The organism is Sulfuriferula sp. GW1 (assembly GCF_047300855.1).
Classification (GTDB): Bacteria; Pseudomonadota; Gammaproteobacteria; order Burkholderiales; family Sulfuriferulaceae; genus Sulfuriferula.
In genome coordinates this window covers 1,948,485-1,965,874 of record NZ_CP170197.1, presented here as the reverse complement: position 1 = coordinate 1,965,874, position 17,390 = coordinate 1,948,485, and the positions used below count along the sequence as shown (strand labels likewise).

16 protein-coding genes are annotated in these 17,390 nt (G+C 55.8%); 11 read left to right on the top strand and 5 right to left on the bottom strand.

Going from position 1 to position 17,390, the window contains the following annotated elements; translation table 11 throughout:
* The first annotated feature begins 52 nt into the window (after positions 1-52).
* The 9 genes from ACFDAU_RS09630 to ACFDAU_RS09590 all read left to right on the top strand — a co-directional run bounded on the left by ACFDAU_RS09630 (position 53) and on the right by ACFDAU_RS09590 (position 9,687).
* Entirely contained in the window at positions 53-901 is an 849-nt protein-coding gene (locus ACFDAU_RS09630; protein ID WP_413436716.1) for a hypothetical protein, read from the top strand.
* A gap of 41 nt (positions 902-942) precedes the next feature.
* Positions 943-1,587, top strand: coding sequence for a histidine phosphatase family protein (locus ACFDAU_RS09625; RefSeq protein ID WP_413436715.1), 645 nt, complete (start codon positions 943-945; stop codon positions 1,585-1,587).
* A 296-nt stretch (positions 1,588-1,883) separates the two neighbouring features.
* Entirely contained in the window at positions 1,884-3,170 is a 1,287-nt protein-coding gene (locus ACFDAU_RS09620) for a CoB--CoM heterodisulfide reductase iron-sulfur subunit A family protein (protein ID WP_413436714.1), read from the top strand.
* A gap of 3 nt (positions 3,171-3,173) precedes the next feature.
* On the top strand, positions 3,174-5,414 hold the full coding sequence (locus ACFDAU_RS09615) for an FAD-dependent oxidoreductase (RefSeq protein WP_413436713.1): 2,241 nt from the start codon (positions 3,174-3,176) through the stop codon (positions 5,412-5,414).
* A 12-nt stretch (positions 5,415-5,426) separates the two neighbouring features.
* A complete protein-coding gene (locus ACFDAU_RS09610) occupies positions 5,427-6,059 on the top strand; it encodes a 4Fe-4S dicluster domain-containing protein (protein WP_124704348.1) in 633 nt (210 codons plus the stop codon).
* 12 nt (positions 6,060-6,071) lie between these two features.
* Positions 6,072-6,974: a CoB--CoM heterodisulfide reductase iron-sulfur subunit B family protein gene (locus ACFDAU_RS09605; RefSeq protein ID WP_413436712.1), complete on the top strand. Its 903-nt coding sequence runs from the start codon at positions 6,072-6,074 to the stop codon at positions 6,972-6,974.
* 65 nt (positions 6,975-7,039) lie between these two features.
* Positions 7,040-7,345 carry a hypothetical protein gene (locus ACFDAU_RS09600; protein WP_413436711.1) on the top strand — a complete coding sequence of 102 codons (306 nt, stop codon included), beginning with the start codon at positions 7,040-7,042 and terminating at the stop codon, positions 7,343-7,345.
* Positions 7,346-7,395: 50 nt separating this feature from the next.
* Entirely contained in the window at positions 7,396-8,286 is an 891-nt protein-coding gene (locus ACFDAU_RS09595) for a formylglycine-generating enzyme family protein (RefSeq protein WP_413436710.1), read from the top strand.
* A 156-nt stretch (positions 8,287-8,442) separates the two neighbouring features.
* Positions 8,443-9,687: an NRAMP family divalent metal transporter gene (locus tag ACFDAU_RS09590; protein ID WP_413436709.1), complete on the top strand. Its 1,245-nt coding sequence runs from the start codon at positions 8,443-8,445 to the stop codon at positions 9,685-9,687.
* A 261-nt stretch (positions 9,688-9,948) separates the two neighbouring features.
* Here the strand turns inward: ACFDAU_RS09590 and ACFDAU_RS09585 are convergent, their stop codons facing one another.
* From ACFDAU_RS09585 to ACFDAU_RS09575, 3 genes are all read right to left on the bottom strand, one after another.
* On the bottom strand, positions 9,949-10,380 hold the full coding sequence (locus tag ACFDAU_RS09585; RefSeq protein WP_413436708.1) for a GNAT family N-acetyltransferase: 432 nt from the start codon (positions 10,378-10,380) through the stop codon (positions 9,949-9,951).
* A 53-nt stretch (positions 10,381-10,433) separates the two neighbouring features.
* Positions 10,434-10,874 (bottom strand): GlcG/HbpS family heme-binding protein, encoded by a 441-nt coding sequence (locus tag ACFDAU_RS09580; RefSeq protein WP_413436707.1) that lies wholly within the window; start codon positions 10,872-10,874, stop codon positions 10,434-10,436.
* A gap of 258 nt (positions 10,875-11,132) precedes the next feature.
* The gene (locus tag ACFDAU_RS09575) at positions 11,133-11,519 is read right to left on the bottom strand and encodes a hypothetical protein (RefSeq protein WP_413436706.1); all 387 of its coding nucleotides are present in this window, start codon (positions 11,517-11,519) and stop codon (positions 11,133-11,135) included.
* A gap of 323 nt (positions 11,520-11,842) precedes the next feature.
* On the opposite strand from ACFDAU_RS09575, the gene ACFDAU_RS09570 reads away from it, so the two are divergent.
* Positions 11,843-13,357 (top strand): IS1182 family transposase, encoded by a 1,515-nt coding sequence (locus ACFDAU_RS09570; RefSeq protein ID WP_413436705.1) that lies wholly within the window; start codon positions 11,843-11,845, stop codon positions 13,355-13,357.
* A 324-nt stretch (positions 13,358-13,681) separates the two neighbouring features.
* The gene (locus ACFDAU_RS09565; RefSeq protein ID WP_413436704.1) at positions 13,682-14,770 is read left to right on the top strand and encodes an IS110 family transposase; all 1,089 of its coding nucleotides are present in this window, start codon (positions 13,682-13,684) and stop codon (positions 14,768-14,770) included.
* 266 nt (positions 14,771-15,036) lie between these two features.
* Here ACFDAU_RS09565 and ACFDAU_RS09560 read toward each other — a convergent pair whose 3' ends face one another.
* Both ACFDAU_RS09560 and ACFDAU_RS09555 read right to left on the bottom strand, forming a co-directional pair.
* Positions 15,037-15,609 (bottom strand): hypothetical protein, encoded by a 573-nt coding sequence (locus ACFDAU_RS09560; protein ID WP_413436703.1) that lies wholly within the window; start codon positions 15,607-15,609, stop codon positions 15,037-15,039.
* Positions 15,610-16,201: 592 nt separating this feature from the next.
* Positions 16,202-17,374, bottom strand: a complete 1,173-nt coding sequence (locus tag ACFDAU_RS09555; RefSeq protein ID WP_413436702.1) for a GNAT family N-acetyltransferase — start codon at positions 17,372-17,374, stop codon at positions 16,202-16,204.
* Between the last annotated feature and the right edge of the window lie 16 nt (positions 17,375-17,390).

Sequence of the window (17,390 nt, the reverse complement as noted above, 5' to 3'; positions counted from 1 at the left end):
CACCAGGACAAACACAGATTTTGCGCACAACAAAGAGAGGCCAGGAATAAGCATGCATATAAAAACAGGCGTCAGGATGTTGATTGCATTGGCGCCAGCCCTGATTGTTTTTCCTGCCAGCGCAGACCCCTGGATTCCTGCGGCGGGAACGGGAAAAGTCAAACCGGTACTGCGCCTATACCGTTCTGATCGTACGTTTTCTTCCTCACACTTTGGCAGTGAAACGTTTCCCAGCACTTCAAAAATTTCCGAGACGCAACTTAAAGTAACCGGAGAACATGGCCTGGGAGATGGATGGGCGCTGCAATATGACTTGCGGGCGGCACAGGAGAGCAAGACCAAGACGAAAAAAAATACGAGCACGACCTACACAGCATCCGGTCTGCAGGATCAGGAGATTGGCCTGGTGCGCGGATTGAGACAAGGTAAGGTTTTTGCCGATGCCATTGCTTTGAACATTATCCTGCCTGCAGGATCGACCTCGAGCAATCCGCAGATGGGTGTGGGCCACACTGCGATAGAACCGGACTATCTATTCGGCATCAAGCACCAATTCGGCCAGCGACTCGCCTATGGAAGTTTTTCCATCGGGCCGCGCATGTTTTTCAACAGCAGCGTGACGCAGTGGCGCGCTACCGCAGACGTGGGTACCCGACTGTTTCAGAACGTGGACATCTTTGGTTCCCTGTTCTGCGCGCGAACCTTTGGCGTGAACACTGCACTTCCATCCAGCGAAAATCCGAACGCGTCGGAAGTGTATAACCTGCTCAGAGGCGGACTGGGGTTGCGTTTTTCACTGACCAAGAACATACGGCCGATTGTCGAGTATGAGGCCGATCTGGCGGGTCAAGGCATCCACGCCGGCAACCGATGGGTGTTTGGCGTAGCCTGGCGTTACTGAATGATTTCGCATCCGTTCGATTTGCTCAGGATCGGTATTCAATGAGATTGATGCTGGCTAGACACGGCGAAACCACCTGGAACCAGGACGGTCGCTATCAAGGGCATAGTAATCCATCGCTTTCAGCGCGTGGAGAGGTGCAAGCACAGGCTCTTGCCGAGCGATTTGCAGCAAGCGATGGGATCAGCATTGTGGCAAGCCCTTTAATGCGGGCCCAGGCAACGGCGCATATTATTGCTACCCGGCTCAATCTCCCGGTTACCACCGATCACCGTCTGATGGAACTTGCCTACGGTGAATGGGAAGGGTTGCAACAGGCAACCGTCAAGCAGAAATGGCCCGAGCTGTTGCGCCAGTGGAAGCGCAACCCTGATCAAGTGAGATTTCCCGGGGGAGAATCACTCAGCGACATGCAGCAGCGCGTGCAGTCATTTTTTGAGTATACGGCCGGCCAGTCTGGAACTATTCTGGCAATCACCCACGATGGAGTTGCCAGGATGGCGGTGCTGGAAGCGCTGGGCCAACCACTTTCCGCATTTCGGAATATCCGCATCGAGAACGCTTCAATGACCACTTTCACTTTGGAAGATGGAAAATGCGCCATTGATGACATGAACGATGTGACACATCTTCTCAATTTGGCCGGTGATACATCCAGGGAACTACTCTACCCCGCATCAATCTGACTGTAGCCACCGGAATCCCGAATTAAGATATGCTGGAAGCACCTTGTTGACTACACAACATCAGCATAAGCATTCGCTGCAATTCACCCCCTCTATTTCGGGATAAGAATTTTCAATTGAATTTACCCCGGCCTGCTGTGGATAGCCCGCGTGGTTCAGGGTAACATTCACCGCAGCTCAGAATTGTGCCTAAACAAGTTTATTTCTGGTGAAAAGACTGCTCGAGCGGCTTCTCGCAAATTCGAGTGTTCGCCGTAATCGGCAGACACTTTATCCGTTTGAATGGAGGAGACCTGATGACGGAAGTTGTAGCAACAAACGAGACCATCCTGGTCGTCGGTGGCGGTATATCCGGTATGACAGCTGCATTGGAAGCAGCAGAAACCGGCAAGAATGTGGTGTTGGTGGAGAAAAATCCGGCCATAGGTGGGCGTACTTCTCAGCTATACCGCTATTTTCCCAAACTGTGTCATCCGATTTGCGGCCTGGAAATCAACCTGCGCCGGCTCAAGTCCAATCCGCGTATCCGTCTGCTGACCATGGCGGAGGTAACCGGCATCACTGGCGCCAAGGGCGACTACACCGCCACCATCAGAATCACGCCACGTTATGTCAACGCCAACTGTACTGCCTGCGGTGATTGCGCCAAGGCAGTAGACGCCGAGATCCCCAACCCGTTTAATTATGGGCTGAACAAAATGAAGGCGGCTTATCTGCCCAACAAAATGGCTTATCCGATGCGCTTTGTGCTGGATAAATCCATTATCGGCACGCCGGATGCCGACAAGGCCAAGGCGGCATGCAAATATAACGCCATAGACCTCGATATGCAGGAAGAAACCGTGCAGATCAAAGCCGGTGCCGTGGTCTGGGCAACTGGCTGGCAGCCCTACGACGCCAACAAGATTCAGCCTTACGGCTACGACCGTTTCAAGAATGTGATTACCAGCGTCGAGTTCGAGCGCCTGGCTGATCCGCACGGACCCACCGGCGGCAAGATTTTGCGCCCTTCGGATGGCAAGGAAGCGAAGAATGTCGCTTTCATCCAGTGTGCCGGTTCGCGTGACGAAAATCACTTGCGCCACTGCTCGCGTATTTGCTGCATGGCCTCGCTCAAGCAGACCAACTATGTGGAGGAACGGTATGGCAATGAGGGCAAGTCCACCATTTACTATATCGATATCCGCGCCATTGACCGTTTCGAAGATTTCTACGCCAAGGTGCAGGCCAATCCCAACGTCAGTTTCATCAAATCCAAAGTGGCCAAGGTCACCCAGGACGACGCCAGCGGGGATGTAATCCTGCACGGTGTGAACACCGAAGGCTATCACCGTTATGCTACCCCGCACGACCTATGCGTACTGGCGGTGGGTATGGAACCTTCGGTGAAGGGCGCCAAGATCCCGGCAGAAATTCTTGCCGATTCCAGCGGTTTTATCGAGGCTGATCCAGCCAACGGCGCGTTCTTTGGCGCAGGGTGTGCGTCCAACGCGCTGGATGTGAATCGCTCGGTGCAATCGGCCACTGCGGCGGCGTTGCGGGCGATTCAGGTGGTTAACAGAGTGGCAAAGGCGGAGGTTTAAAACATGGCCGTAGAGAAAAAAGTCGCCGCGTATATCTGCCAGGGTTGTGGTCTGGGCGAACGTCTGGATACGGATGCGCTGGTCGATGTGGTGAAAAAAGAAGGCAAAATCCAGCAAGTCAAACCTCATCCCTTCCTGTGTAGCAGCGAAGGGGTGGCGATGATCCAGAACGACATCGATAACGATGGCGTGAGCCATATCATGATCGGCGCCTGTTCGCGCCGCGCCAAGACCGATGCGTTCAACTTTCCCAGCGTCGCCATGTCCCGCGCCAATCTGCGCGAGGGTGTGATCTGGATTCGCCCCGATACCGAAGAGGCGCGTGAAACCACGCAGGAAATGGCGGAAGATTACCTGCGCATGGGCTGCGCCGAGATCAAGGCCATGCGTCAGCCTGAGGGCAACCCCAATACCGGCACCAGCAAGACATTGCTGGTTGTTGGCGGCGGCATTACCGGTATGACCGCGGCGCTGGAAGCGGCCAAAACCGGCTATCCGGTGGTGCTGGTGGAAAAATCCGGTCAGCTCGGTGGCTGGGCAGCCAAATTGCATATGCGCGTACCTTCGCATGAGCCCTACAAAGCGCCTGTGGATAACGGGGTGGCAGGGATGGTGTCGGCCATCGAAGCCGACCCCAACATCAAGGTTTACCTGAATGCAACACTCGCCAAAACCAGCGGTGCGCCGGGCCGTTTCCAGGCAGAAATTGCCACTGAATCCGGCAGCACAGCCACCGAAGACGTCGGCGCTATTGTTCAGGCGACGGGTTTCGAGCTTTATGACGCCAACAAGCTGCCTGAACTCGGTTATGGTGCATCGCCGAATGTCGTAGACCAGGGCGGTCTGGAACAGCTGGCGCGGGAAGCGGCTGAACGCGGCGGGCCGATTTTGCGCCCATCCGATGGCCAGCCGGTAAAATCAGTCGTATTCGTGCAGTGCGCCGGTCAGCGTGACGCCAGCGGTACGCATCTGGCCTATTGTTCGGGTCATTGCTGCAATACCAGCATCAAGCAGGCGATGTACTTCAAGGATGCCAACGCCGACATAGACACCACGGTGCTCTACACTGATCTGCGCACCCCCGGCAATGGCGAGGACTTTTATCGCAGCGCGCAGGAAAAGGGCGTAATTTTTACCAAGGGTAAAGTAGCTTCGGTGGTACCTGCCGGCAATACCTGTAAGGTGAATTTTCACGACCTGATCCTCGACGACCAGAACGCCAGCATCGAAAATGCAGATCTGGTGGTACTTGCCACCGGCCAGGTGCCTAACTCGGGCGTGAACATCGATTTCAAGGCGGTGGAAGGAGAGGAAGCGGCCGCCGAGGTGGAGAAAAAAACCATCTCCATCCTCAACCTGGACTATCGTCAGGGCAAGGACGTGCCGCAGCTGAAATACGGCTTCACCGATTCCCACTTTATTTGCTTTCCCTACGAAACGCGTCGCACCGGTATCTACACGGCCGGTCCGGTTCGGCGTCCGATGGATATCGCTCAAGCCAAAGAGGACGCCACCGGCGCCACGCTGAAAGCAATCCAGGCGCTGGAAAACGCCGCCATCGGCAGCGCTGCGCACCCGCGCTCGGGCGACCTGTCCTACCCTTCGGTGCGGCTGGAAGGGTGTACCCAGTGCAAGCGTTGCACGGTGGAGTGCCCGTTCGGCGCGATTGACGAAGACGAAAAACGCTACCCGATGTTCAACGAATCGCGCTGCCGCCGCTGCGGCACCTGCATGGGCGCCTGTCCGGTGCGGGTGATCTCTTTCGAGAACTATTCGGTTGACACGGTGGGCAGCCAGATCAAGGCAGTCAGCATCCCCGACGAATTTTCCGAGAAACCGCGCATCCTGGTGCTGGCGTGCGAGAACGATGCCTACCCGGCGATGGACATGGCGGCGATGAACCGCACTGAAACCAGTTCGTTCGTGCGCGTTGTGCCAGTCCGTTGCCTGGGTTCGGTCAATACCATCTGGATAACCGACGCGCTCAACTCCGGTTATGACGGTGTGATGCTGATGGGCTGCAAGCACGGCGACGAGTACCAGTGTCATTTCGTGAAAGGCTCCGAACTGGCCAACTATCGCATGAGCAAAATTGACGACACCTTGAAGGGTTTCAACCTGGAAACCGACCGGGTACAGACCTACGAAGTGGCGATTACCGACATTGACCGCGTACCGAAGCTGATCAACGACTTCGAAAAACGCATGTTCGAAATCGGCATGAGCCCATTCAAAGGCTTCTAGGAGAACAGCGCGATGAGTAATTTAAGCAGTCAGGCCGCCGCCCAGTACAACAATAACTTCCTCAAGGAAGTCGAAGCCATGGTGGAGGAGGGCAACTGGGTCAAGATGTGCATGCAATGCGGCGTATGCTCCGGCTCCTGCCCCACCAATTTCCAGGCGGGATGGGATCATCCACCGCAGGAAATTTTCATGATGATCCGTGCCGGAAAGCGTGAGGAAGTGCTGAACTCGCAATCCATGTGGATGTGCACCTCGTGCTACAACTGCATCGTGCGTTGTCCGCGCAAGCTGCCAATTACCCACATCATGCACGGACTTGCCAATTACGCGCACCGCCTCGGACTCGCCCCGAAGAACCAGCCCACCCGCCATTTTGCCAAGCTGTTCTGGAACAATTGCATCCAGACCGGTCGTGTAAACGAGCTGAAACTTTCGCTGGGTTTGTATTTCAAGGATGGTTTCAAACAAGGGATTATCAATGGTCTGGCAATGAAGGATGTCGCTCTGGGTTTGTTAAAAGCCAAGCGCCTCAATCCATTCGAGTTGTTCAAGGCGCACGGTTGCAAAGATCAGAAGGGCATCCACGCCATGCTGAAAAAGGCGCACGAAATCGAAGAGCGCCGCAAGGCAATCAAAACGGCTTAAGGAGTATTGAAAATGGCCAAGAAAGAATACGCATTTTACCCAGGCTGCTCGTCGCAGCGCGGTGCCTCGGCGTCCAATTACCTCAAATCCGTGGACTCGATGTGCAAAACCCTAGACATCAAGCTTACCGAAATCCCGGACTGGAATTGCTGCAGTGCGTCCATTGGTTATGCCGAAGGTGGCGAGTTGCCGCGCCATGTTTTGAATGCGCGCAATTTTGCGCTGGCTGAGCAAAACCTGCCAGGCCAGGAAATTGTCGCGACGTGTGCAGCCTGCTGGCTGGGTGCGCGCGAGACCAAGGAACGCCTCGACGCCTCATCGCAACTGATGGCCGATACCAACGAAGCTCTCAAGGAAGCGGGTCTCGAATACAAGGGCGAGTCCAACATTCGCCACATGGTCGAAGTGCTGATCGAAGATTTTGGTTACGATGAACTGAAAAAGCCGGTAGTTAAATCGCTGGAAGGCATCAAGTTTGCCGGCTATGTCGGTTGCCAGACCAATCGTCCGTTCGGTATCGTCGGCGAATCTTTCGAAAACCCCATGTACCTGGACAAGCTGGTGGAAATGGTGGGCGGCGAAGCCCTTACCAGCTACGACCAGAAAGTCACCTGCTGCGGCGGTGCGCTGGCCTTTTCCGAGCCGGACAAGGCCCAGGCGCAGATCAAGGACATAGTCGAGTCCGCCTACGACCACGGCGCTGAAATGATCGTTACGCCGTGTCCGCTATGCCAGGCCAACGTGGAAATTTATCAGGGTGCCATCAACAAGAAATACGGTAAGAAATTCAACATCCCGGTGATGTATTACAGCCAGTTGATGACTGTCGCTTATGGCGGTTCTGCCAAGGATGCGGGGCTGGATGGTCAAGTTATCCGCGCCACCAGGCTGGAAGAAATCGCCGCCAAGCGTTAAGCTTGTTCGAGCCAATTGATACAGGGGCGTTTGCCCCTGTTTTTGTTTATCAGGACAGGATGAATATGCACCAACCCAAAACCATGGACGAACTGATCGATCTTGTCCATCAGGCCGTTTACGAAGTGGATGAGCTGCGTGCCTGCGTCGAGGACGAACCCGAAGAAATGGAGCGCTATCTGCCGTTTATCGACCAGCTCGACGTGCAATTGCGCAAGCTGTTCGATGACATGACTGCGGGACGCTACAGTTGTCCTGCACAGACCGACCTCGATTTCATGCCATTGGTGCAGAAATGGGGACGCGATATTCCGTTCAAACCACTTTTAGTGGCAATTAATCAGGCACACCGGAACGGATTTCGCTCATAAGCGTCCTATTCGATAGAATATTTCACTCTCTGTCGAATACGGGATTACTCATGCACATCAATTCAGCCCAAACACACCCCAGCGGTTTCGTTCATGATATGGATGAGGCGGCTTTGCGCCATGCCCAGCACACTACCGCACAGCAACTGGGATTGAAAGTGCACTTCAGCGACTCCCTGCGCAGCGACGGCTCGGCAGGGCCGGAAATGGCAGTCATCCCAGCCGGCTGGTTTGAGATGGGATCGCCCAGCCATGAACCGGGTCACGAGCCGAGCGAAGCACCGCTTCATTATGTGCAGCTCAGCCGTGCTTTCGCGATCGGTCGTTACACCATCACCGCCGAGGAATGGCAGCGTTTCCGTGCGGCTACCGGCTGGAGCCAGGTGCGCGAACTGATCCAGGCGCAAGGACGCGAGCCGGTAGTGAACATTCGTATGGCCGATGCGTTGCTGTTTATCGACTGGCTGAACAGTGAAACTGGCCAGCTCTATCGTCTGCCTAGTGAAGCTGAATGGGAATATGCCGCACGTGCCGGTACGGATACGCCATTCCATTACGGTGATTACGCCAGCTGTCGCGAAGTGCTGTTCAAACCGATGTTCCCGTTTCCAGAAAAAACCAAAAAACGGCGCAGCTTCTTTCCGCAATGCGGTTCCATGATGTGGGCAATGGAAGTCGGTACCAAACCCGCCAACCTGTGGGGGCTCCACGATATGCACGGCAACGTATGGGAAATGACTGCCAGCCCCTGGCAACCCGATTACCAGCATGCACCGTCCGACGGGCATAGTCTGCCTGGACGCGGCAATAATCAGCGTATCGTGGTCAAGGGTGGCTCCTGGTTCGATCCGGCCACAGCTGCACGCAGCGCAGCGCGGAGATCGCGGCTACGCGATGAACTGGACGTCAATCTGGGATTCCGGCTGGTGCGGGAAATATAGATAACCGCAGAATTGTTCCGCCCTGCCGTCATGGCGGGCTAAAGTTCGGTTTTTCACGCCTCGTAATTTTTTTGTCATCATGGGAACCATTTGTCAGATTGACACGTCTTTTGAATGGAAAAATAAAAATAATTCTCATTCATTAACTGGCGCATCATGATAAATACCCTTATTGCACCGTCCCGAGCCCGCCTGGCTGCCTTCCTTGCCGTGGCCGGACCCGGTCTGGTCGTGATGCTGGCTGACACGGATGCCGGTAGCGTGATTACCGCGGCGCAGAGCGGCGCCCAGTGGGGATATAAGCTGCTGGCCTTGCAGCTGCTGCTGATCCCGATTCTGTATCTGGTTCAGGAGCTGACTCTACGTTTGGGCCTTCTCACCGGGCGCGGTCATGGCGAACTGATCAAGCAACACTTCGGCCGTGGCTGGGCGTGGCTGTCGGTATCCACTTTGCTGGTGTCCTGCCTCGGTGCGCTGATTACCGAATTGAGCGGCATCGCCGGCGTTGGTTCGCTTTACGGTATCCCAATCTGGGCGAGTGTGCTGGCGACGTTGGGATTCCTGCTCACTATGGTGATTTCCGGATCATACCGTTCGGTGGAACGTGTCGCGGTAGCCATTGGCCTGTTTGAACTGGCCTTTGTCTACGTGGCGGTAGTGTCCCATCCGGATCCGGCAGAAGTGCTCCACGGACTCGCCAGCATGCCGCTGGCCGACCATGGGTATCTCTATCTGGTGGCGGCCAACATCGGTGCTGTGATCATGCCCTGGATGGTTTTCTACCAGCAATCAGCCGTGGTGGACAAAGGCCTGAAACCGCATCATCTGCCGGCCGCGCGCTGGGACACGGCGATCGGCGCGGTCGTCGCCCAGGCCATCATGGCGGCGATTCTCATCGCCGTGGCGGCCACCTTCGGACGCAGCGGCGGGGCGTCCCGGCTCGACACGGTGCAGCAAATTTCCCATGCCCTTACCCCCTACCTGGGCGTGGAAAATGGCCGTCTGATGTTCGCCCTGGGTATGCTGGGTGCCTCGCTGGTGGCGGCTATAGTGGTGTCGCTTACCGCCGCCTGGGGGCTGGGTGAAGTCACCGGCTACAAACACTCGCTGGAACATCATCCGCGCGAAGCACCGTGGTTCTATCTGGTGTTCGTAACGGTGCTGGTGGCAAGCGGTTTGTTGGTGAGTTCCGGTATTAATCTGGTTGATCTCAGCGTCGGCGTGGAGGTCATGAACGCCCTGTTGCTGCCGGTGGTGCTTGGCTTTCTGTACGCCCTGGCGCGACGCGCATTGCCACAGGGCAGCCAGCTTCGAGGCGTCTACGCGGTAGTCGTGGCGCTGACCATTACACTTACCGCCGGACTGGGTGTGTGGGGCGGATTAACCGGACTATTTGGCTGATTCAGGACGCTTCAGGACCCCGTGAACGCGGAGACTGATCGCCATCGGGGTTCAGATCGCATCATCACGGACTGACGCCGGTAACCCTGCCGGCACTCAAGCTGCCGCTTGTAGCGATAGTCTTGCCGTGAGCAGATTCCATGTCGGTACGGGTCACACAGAACCCACACAAGATGCCGGATATACGACTGCACGCAATTCCGAACAGCCACAACTATCGATCAGGTTTCTTGCTTTTGGGAAGAGTCTATATATGATTGGTTAGGCCACCTCGCTGAGGTATCCTCGTTCTATGCCCGATTCACGGTCTTGGAAGATTGCCATCCCGGTAAGCAGCCGCAAAAACCCCAGCTTCTTATAGAAGGATTCCTTGCCCGGGACGGAGTAAAGGATGATCTTCTTGTGTTCCTTCGAGTCGGCGACCAATCTGGACACCATTTCCTTTCCCACTCCCATACCCTGGTGACTCGGAAGAACGGCTATGTCACAGATATATGAGCAGTCTGCCCCGTCTGCCAGAGCCCTGCCCGCGGCGACGAGCTTGCCCTCTTCGCGCGCAAACCACTTGAACATGCTGTTCCCAAAAACCAGCTTCAAGTGCGTTGCGCTCTTATTCCCAAGTGGCGCGAGACGATAGAGCGTTTCCAGCTCTGTCCAGTCGACTTCCTCTTGGCTGTTCGTCCAGATGAGCATAAATCCTCCTCCGTGTTGCGATGCATATCGACCCAAAGCACTGCTTGCGCGGTTCAGCCTTTCGATCCTGGAACTGCTGACAACCCAATCGCTTTGATACCAGCAAGGGCACAAGCCTCATCGTTGTCGCCCAGATCTCCTGAAATGCCCACTGCTCCGATCACGTCTCCGTCAATATCCGAGATGAGCACGCCACCCGGTGAGGGAATGATCCGTCCTTGACTCGCCGCTGAAAGGGCGGCATAAAAAGTCGGGAGTTTCACTGCGCGTTCTGCAATCTCACGCGTGCCGAATCCCAAGCCGAGCGCTCCCCACGCTTTTCCGTAGGCGATGTCAAATCGGAAGAAACCTGCTCCATCCTCTCGTTTGAAAGCAACTAGGTTTCCGCCTGCGTCGAGCACGGCGACCGCAAGAGGAGAGAGACGCATCTGCCGACCCTTTGCAATCGAAGCATCAATGATTGCATTTGCTTGAGACAATTCTAATGTGGCCATAAATATCCTCTACGTGCTGCCTAACGAGGCTGTAGAAAAACGACTTGAGGGGTCAGGCAAACCGGTTTCCGGGGGGCACTTGATCCTTCCCCAGTCCGAGATCGTTGCATACAGCGCATATTGAGAGGTCGATTTTGATTCATTGTTGGTCCGATTTTTCGTCAGAGGGTTTTTCTACAGCGTCAACGTAGAGCTAACCGGGGCTTTATCGCGCAGCGTCCAGCGACCGAAGGGAGCGCAGTGTTAGAAACGATAGCGCTACTTCTCAGCATAGTTTCTATACCCACATTGAGAGCATACCTGATGCCGCTGTATTTCCCACCTGAAGAAGAAGCGAAAGACCGCACCAAGCAGGAACAACACACCACCCAGCAGCCAACCTTCAGCGAACACGCCAGATGTGTTCATGGGTTGCCATAATTCTTTGGCTCCACGTCGGCGGACAATATACCAGGCGATCAACACCAATATGACTGCATAGGCAAAGCCCCAAGGACCGAGCATATGCGCTACAAGGGCGACGACACCCAATAGAAAGAGACTTACGAAGGTGACGCCGATGAAGTCAGCCAGAGAGCACTTGATGGTTTTTTTGATTCTGAGTTTTCCACCGCACGAAGGGCAAGTCATCCGGGATTGGCCCATGCTTCTATCGAATGAAAGGGACTTCCCCGTCCCGAGGCTGCGGCGAAGTTGTCGCAAACGGCATCAAGCGTGCCATGATGGAATTTCCAGATTTCATCAACACCACCAGAAAGGGGAAGTCATGAGCATTATCGTCATTGAAATTGATCTCACCGAGAACATTTTTACCGTGCACGGCGTGAACGCGCAGGGCAAACCCGAGCTGGCCAAACCCAAAGTGCCATAGATATGCCCAACGAAGCTGTATAAAAACCCCATTCTGCCCTGAACGATTCACCCGGACAAGGTCGAAGAAATAATCGCGATAACCACAGGAAATGCACATGGCCCGCTACAAGATCATTGATCGCAGTCCGCGATTTCTACCGGTGGTGTTGGATGCGCAATTGATGAGCGGCAGCTTCGAATACGCCTTGGACTACCTGATCGACCACGAGCTCGATCTTGGCGCCCTGGATCGCCGCTACCGCAACGACGACACCGGCAGCACCGCCTACGACCCCCGCGTCCTACTCAAGATCATCCTGCTCGCCTACAGCCGCGGCATGATCAGCAGCCGCAATATAGAGCGCGCCTGCCGCGAGAATGTCCTGTTTATGGCCATCTCCGGCGATTGCGCCCCGCAATTCACCACCCTGGCCAAATTCGTGCGCGAACTGCGCAGCGAAATCACCGAGCTGTTCACCCAAGTGCTCCTGACCTGTGATGCGCAAGGCTTGATCGGTCGCCAGATGTTTGCCATCGACGGCGTCAAGCTGCCCAGCAATGCCGCCAAGAAACGCAGTGGCACCCACGCCGAGCTGGCACGCCAAGCTGAGCGTATGGAAGCCGCAGTGGCCACGATCCTCACCACGCACCAAAGCCGCGATGAAACCAACGCAGTCGAGGACAACGAGCTTGATGTGCAACGCACCCAGAAACTCGCCACTGAAGCCGCGCGCATCCGCGCCTTTCTGGCCAAGCATAAGGAACGCCGCTCGCGTAAAGGCGCGATTCGTAAAAGCAACACGACGGACAATGACAGCGCCAAAATGGCCACCTCCAAAGGCGTGATCCAAGGCTTCACCGGTGTTGCCGCCGTCGACAGCCAACATCAAATCATTGTGGCCGCCACCGCCCTGGGCTCGGGTAGCGAGCAAGAAATCCTGCTGCCGATGATAGAGCGAACCCAGCCTTATCGCACGGCGCAAACCCTGATTACGGCGGATGCGGGCTACCACTCCGAAGCCAACCTCAAGCAATTGCACGAGCAAGGTATTCCGGCATTGATTGCCGATGGCTTGATGCGTAAGCGCGATCCGCGCTTAGTGGCTCAAGCCAGCCACCAGACCAAACCGCACCCTTTGCACGACAAGCGCCCACCCAAGCCGGACGGCAAGTTTCAACCTAAAGACTTCGACTACGACCCCGTCGCACAAACCTGCATCTGCCCTGCCGGGCAATCGCTCTACTCCAGCGGAAGTCATTGCACCACCCATGGCCGCACGCATCACAAGTTTCAGGGGAGCCAACGCAGTTGTGGGCCTTGCGACTTGCGTCAACGCTGCTTACGCCACCCCGAGAGAACGCGCACACGCCAAGTGGCGTTCTTCCAGAAACAGCAAGCCTCGCCGCTGCCCCACACCGAGCGCATGAAACAAGCGATTGATAGCGCCGAAGGACGTAAACGCTATGGGCAAAGAATGGCCACGGTGGAACCGGTGTTTGGCAACCTGCGCAGCAACAAGCGACTCGATCGTTTCACGCTGCGCGGTCAGGAGAAGGTGAATACGCAATGGCATCTCTTCTGTTTGGTGCACAACATCGAGAAGCTGGCGCATCACGGCTATGGGCGGTAGCCAACGATAGAAGGGGCATCATGCCCGCTATTCTGTAAGTCGAGTGGGTCAGTCGACCGCATTCTCTGAAGTGAAAATCACAAAACTATTTGTGTGCTGGCGCGGAATCGCTGCGGCGAGAAAATTCGCCTCAAAGAAATCTGAAAAGGGGTTTTTATACAGCTTGAACGTTTGAGGTAAGGGGCTAGCTGGAAGCGGGCAAAGCCCGCTGTAAGCCAGTCCCGCTTGACTGATGGGATGGACTCTCTCCGCTTTTTATTGCCATAGTAGGCATTACTGGTCTTCATGGGCATGGGGGTCAGTCATCAACGAAAGGAGTCCGACATGAATGCTACTACCGTTGCCGTTGACCTGGCAAAGAGTGTGTTTCAACTGGCCGTGGCTGATTCACAGTGGAAAGTGATCGAAACCCACCGCCTCACCCGCAGCCAGTTCGAACGCTGGTTCTTAAACCGCGATGTATCTCTCGTAGTGATGGAAGCCTGCGGCTCCGCCCATCACTGGGCCCGCGCTCTTTCCGGCCTGGGTATTGAGGTCAAACTCCTGCCCGCCAGCTACGTGCGCGCCTACGTCAAGCGCAACAAGACCGATGCCGCCGATGCAGCGGCCCTGCTCGAAGCCGCCCGCGCCGCCGACATTGCGCCGGTGCGGGTCAAATCGGTCGAGCAACAGGCCTTGCAGGGCCTGCATCGCACCCGCTCGCTGTGGATGAGCACCCGCACTTCCCGCATCAATGCCCTGCGCGGCTTCTGCCGGGAATTCGGCCTGGCCATTCCGCAGGGTTCGCGTACCGGGGTGGAAGCGATGGCTCGGCTGCTGGCCGATCCGGCCTCGGCCATTCCCGGCCTGATCCGCGGAACGATGAAACTGCTCATCGAAGAGATCCGTCTGCTCGAAGCCCGCATCGCGCAACTGGAGAAGGAACTGGCTGAACTGGCCAAACAGAGTCCGGCCTGCCAGCAATTGCTGACCGTGCCCGGCATCGGGCTGCTGACCGCTACCGCGATGGTCGCCGCCACCGGCGGCGAGGTGAATCACTACCGCGACGCCCGCCACTTTGCCAGCTGGTTCGGGCTCACGCCCAGGGAATACAGTTCAGGTTCCACCCGACGTCTGGGGCGCATCTCCAAGCGTGGCGACCGCTATCTCAGGATGCTGCTCACCCACGGGGCGCGCGCGGTGCTTAGAGCGGCGACGGTGGCCAGGCTGGCCAGTCGGCAGATCGACGGCCTGAAAGACTGGGCACTCAAGGTACAGGGACGAACCAACCACAACAAGGCCGCCTGTGCCCTGGCCAACAAGCTCGCGCGTATCTGTTATGCCGTACTGCGGGATCATGAACCCTACGGCAAGCTCAGTGTTCGAGAGGAGAACAAGAAGATGAACCGTACGGCGTATGCCGTGGCGGTTTAAGGCAGCAGGACACTCACCCTGCGTTTGCGAAGAGACTGATCGCCCATCATGGCTCAAACGATTGCCTCATCACGGACTGACGCCGGTAACCCTGCCGGCACCCAAGCTGCCGCTTGCAGCGATTGGCGCGCCGTGAGCAGATTCCATGTCGGCACGGGTCACACAGAACCCACACAAGATGCCGGATATACGACTGCACGCAATTCCGAACAGCCACAACTATCGATCAGGTTTCTTGCTTTTGGGGGGAGTCCATATATGATAGGTTAGGCCGGATATGCAAAACGCGAACCCTCTGGCTGTTCAAGGAAGTTGCCCCATAGCCCCCATTCGGATTGATCTGGGGTGATTGAGGCGAAGACCCATAATGCCGCTATACGTAAAGGCGGAACGACTAAAGTGATCGGATCAAAGTGCACTTGCCGATTGAGGTGGATAGCAACCGTAAGATCTTCTGAATCTACATACTTTGTAAGCGACTGAACAATCTGCTCCACGCTTGAGTTCGCGTTACGAGACTCAGGGACAACCTCTTTCAATTGAACTGGTACGAAGTGTTGTCCGTCGCCATCGACCCACGAAGCAACGAAATCGTAGTCTTGCGATTCCCCCCGACTCAGATAAATTGTTTGGCCAATTCGCTGTGTCATTCCGATGCAGAAAAGAGCAGCTTCTCTAGCTTCCCGCCATTCTTTCAGGCCGTTTGTGCGAAGGTGTTTGACACTTGAGTCGAGGGTAGAGCTAGCGAACGTCTGTTCCAGTTCCCGTAGCGCGACAAGAAAGTCTGCGGGGTTTCGAAACTCACCTGTCTGAAGCTCTCGAAGACGGATACGATCCATGAATAGGCCTAACGTTTTAAAGTTGAGCGTCAGAGCCGCGTCGCGGCGAGTGTACGCTCGAACGAGGCGTTAGGCCCAGATGGCCGTGTATTCACGGAGCAGATTGTTGTTATTGTCACGCGATGCCTCCCGTTTCGTTGTGCTCGGAGTGATCACTGAAAATCACCCCGGCAAACTTGTTATTTGGCGCGAAGCGTTGTGAGCGTCGTCCGCATCAACGCCTTCAGTTATGCGGCGACGTCAGCTACGCTTCGCTCAATATCATTTTTATAAGACGTTGTAAATCCATCAATTTCTGTTCCAGCACTGTGGTTAATCCCATGCCGCGACCTGTTCGCCAGAAGCGTGCAGGGTAGCGCACGGCTATCTGGGCTTAACGTAATGTAGGCATCCTATTTTTATTTTAAAAATTAAAATTTTAATAATTTCATTGTGTTGCATTGTTTTAGCCTATCCTACGAACTATGGAAATTTCTTTACTGCTCACAGCGCCTAAATTGCTGGATCAAGTGCGGGGAAAAATCCGCTTCAAGCATTGCAGTATCCGCACGGAAACGCAATATCCGCAATGGATCAAGTGCTTCAACCTATTTTAGCTACCGCTTATATCGTAGCGTGCGTTGGGCGCACGGGTGTTTTTGAACGGCGAATGTTCATTCAATTCTCCGATGTAATGCGCGACACCCAGCGCTTCGCGTTCCAGGAAGGTTTCCACTGCCTGGGCAAAGCGCGGGTGCGCCAGCCAGTGGGCAGAGGTGGTTTCCATCGGCAAAAATCCGCGCGCCAGTTTGTGTTCGCCTTGCGCGCCGCCTTCAAATAGCCGGATGCCGCGCGCGATGCAGAATTCGATGGCCTGGTAGTAACAAGTCTCGAAATGCAGCGCGGGCGAGTAAGCATGTGTGCCCCAATAGCGCCCATACAAGGTGGTGTCGTCATGGAAATTGAGCGCGGCGGCAATGTCGTGCCCTGCCTGGCTGGCGATGATCATCAGCACGTTGTCCGGCAGCGTATCGCCTACGCGCTGAAAAAAATCCACATTGAGGTAGGGGGTGGAGCGATGTTGAAGATAGGTGTTGTCATAGCAACCGGTGAAAAACGCCCAGTCCTCGGCTTTGATGTCGTTGCCGGTCAACTGGCGGAAGCTGATACCCGCTTCACTCACTCTGCGCCGCTCCTGTTTGATTTTCTTGCGTTTGTCGTGGCTCATCGCGGCGAGATAAGCGTCAAAACTGGTAAAGTTCTGGTTGAGCCAATGAAACTGAACCCCGCGTCGGATCATTAGTCCTGCGTTCTGCAATACGGCACTGTCTGGTGGGTCCGGAAACAGGCAATGAAAGGATGACGCGCCAATAGATTGCGCATGTTCGATGGCAGCGTGAGCCAGTAGCGCCCGGTGGGCGTCGCTTTCAGCCAGCAGACGTGGTCCGGTAACTGGCGTGAAGGGTATCGCCGACAATAATTTTGGATAGTAGGTCAGGCCATTGCGCTGATAGGCTTCTGCCCATGCCCAGTCGAATACGTATTCGCCGTAGGAATGGTTTTTGGCGTAGAGGGGCAGCGCGGCGACCAGGCGTTCGCCTTCCCATAGTGTCAGGTGTTGCGGGAGCCAGCCGGTTTCATCGCTCACGCAGCCGCTGGCTTCCAGCGCATGCAGAAAGGCGTGGGAGAGGAAAGGCTGGTTGCCGGCAAGTCGATTCCAGGCTGCGGGTGTGACTTCGTGCATGCCTGCCAGTACGCGCAACTGCGGAGGTTGTGGCGTGTTCATGGGTTTTCCGACACAA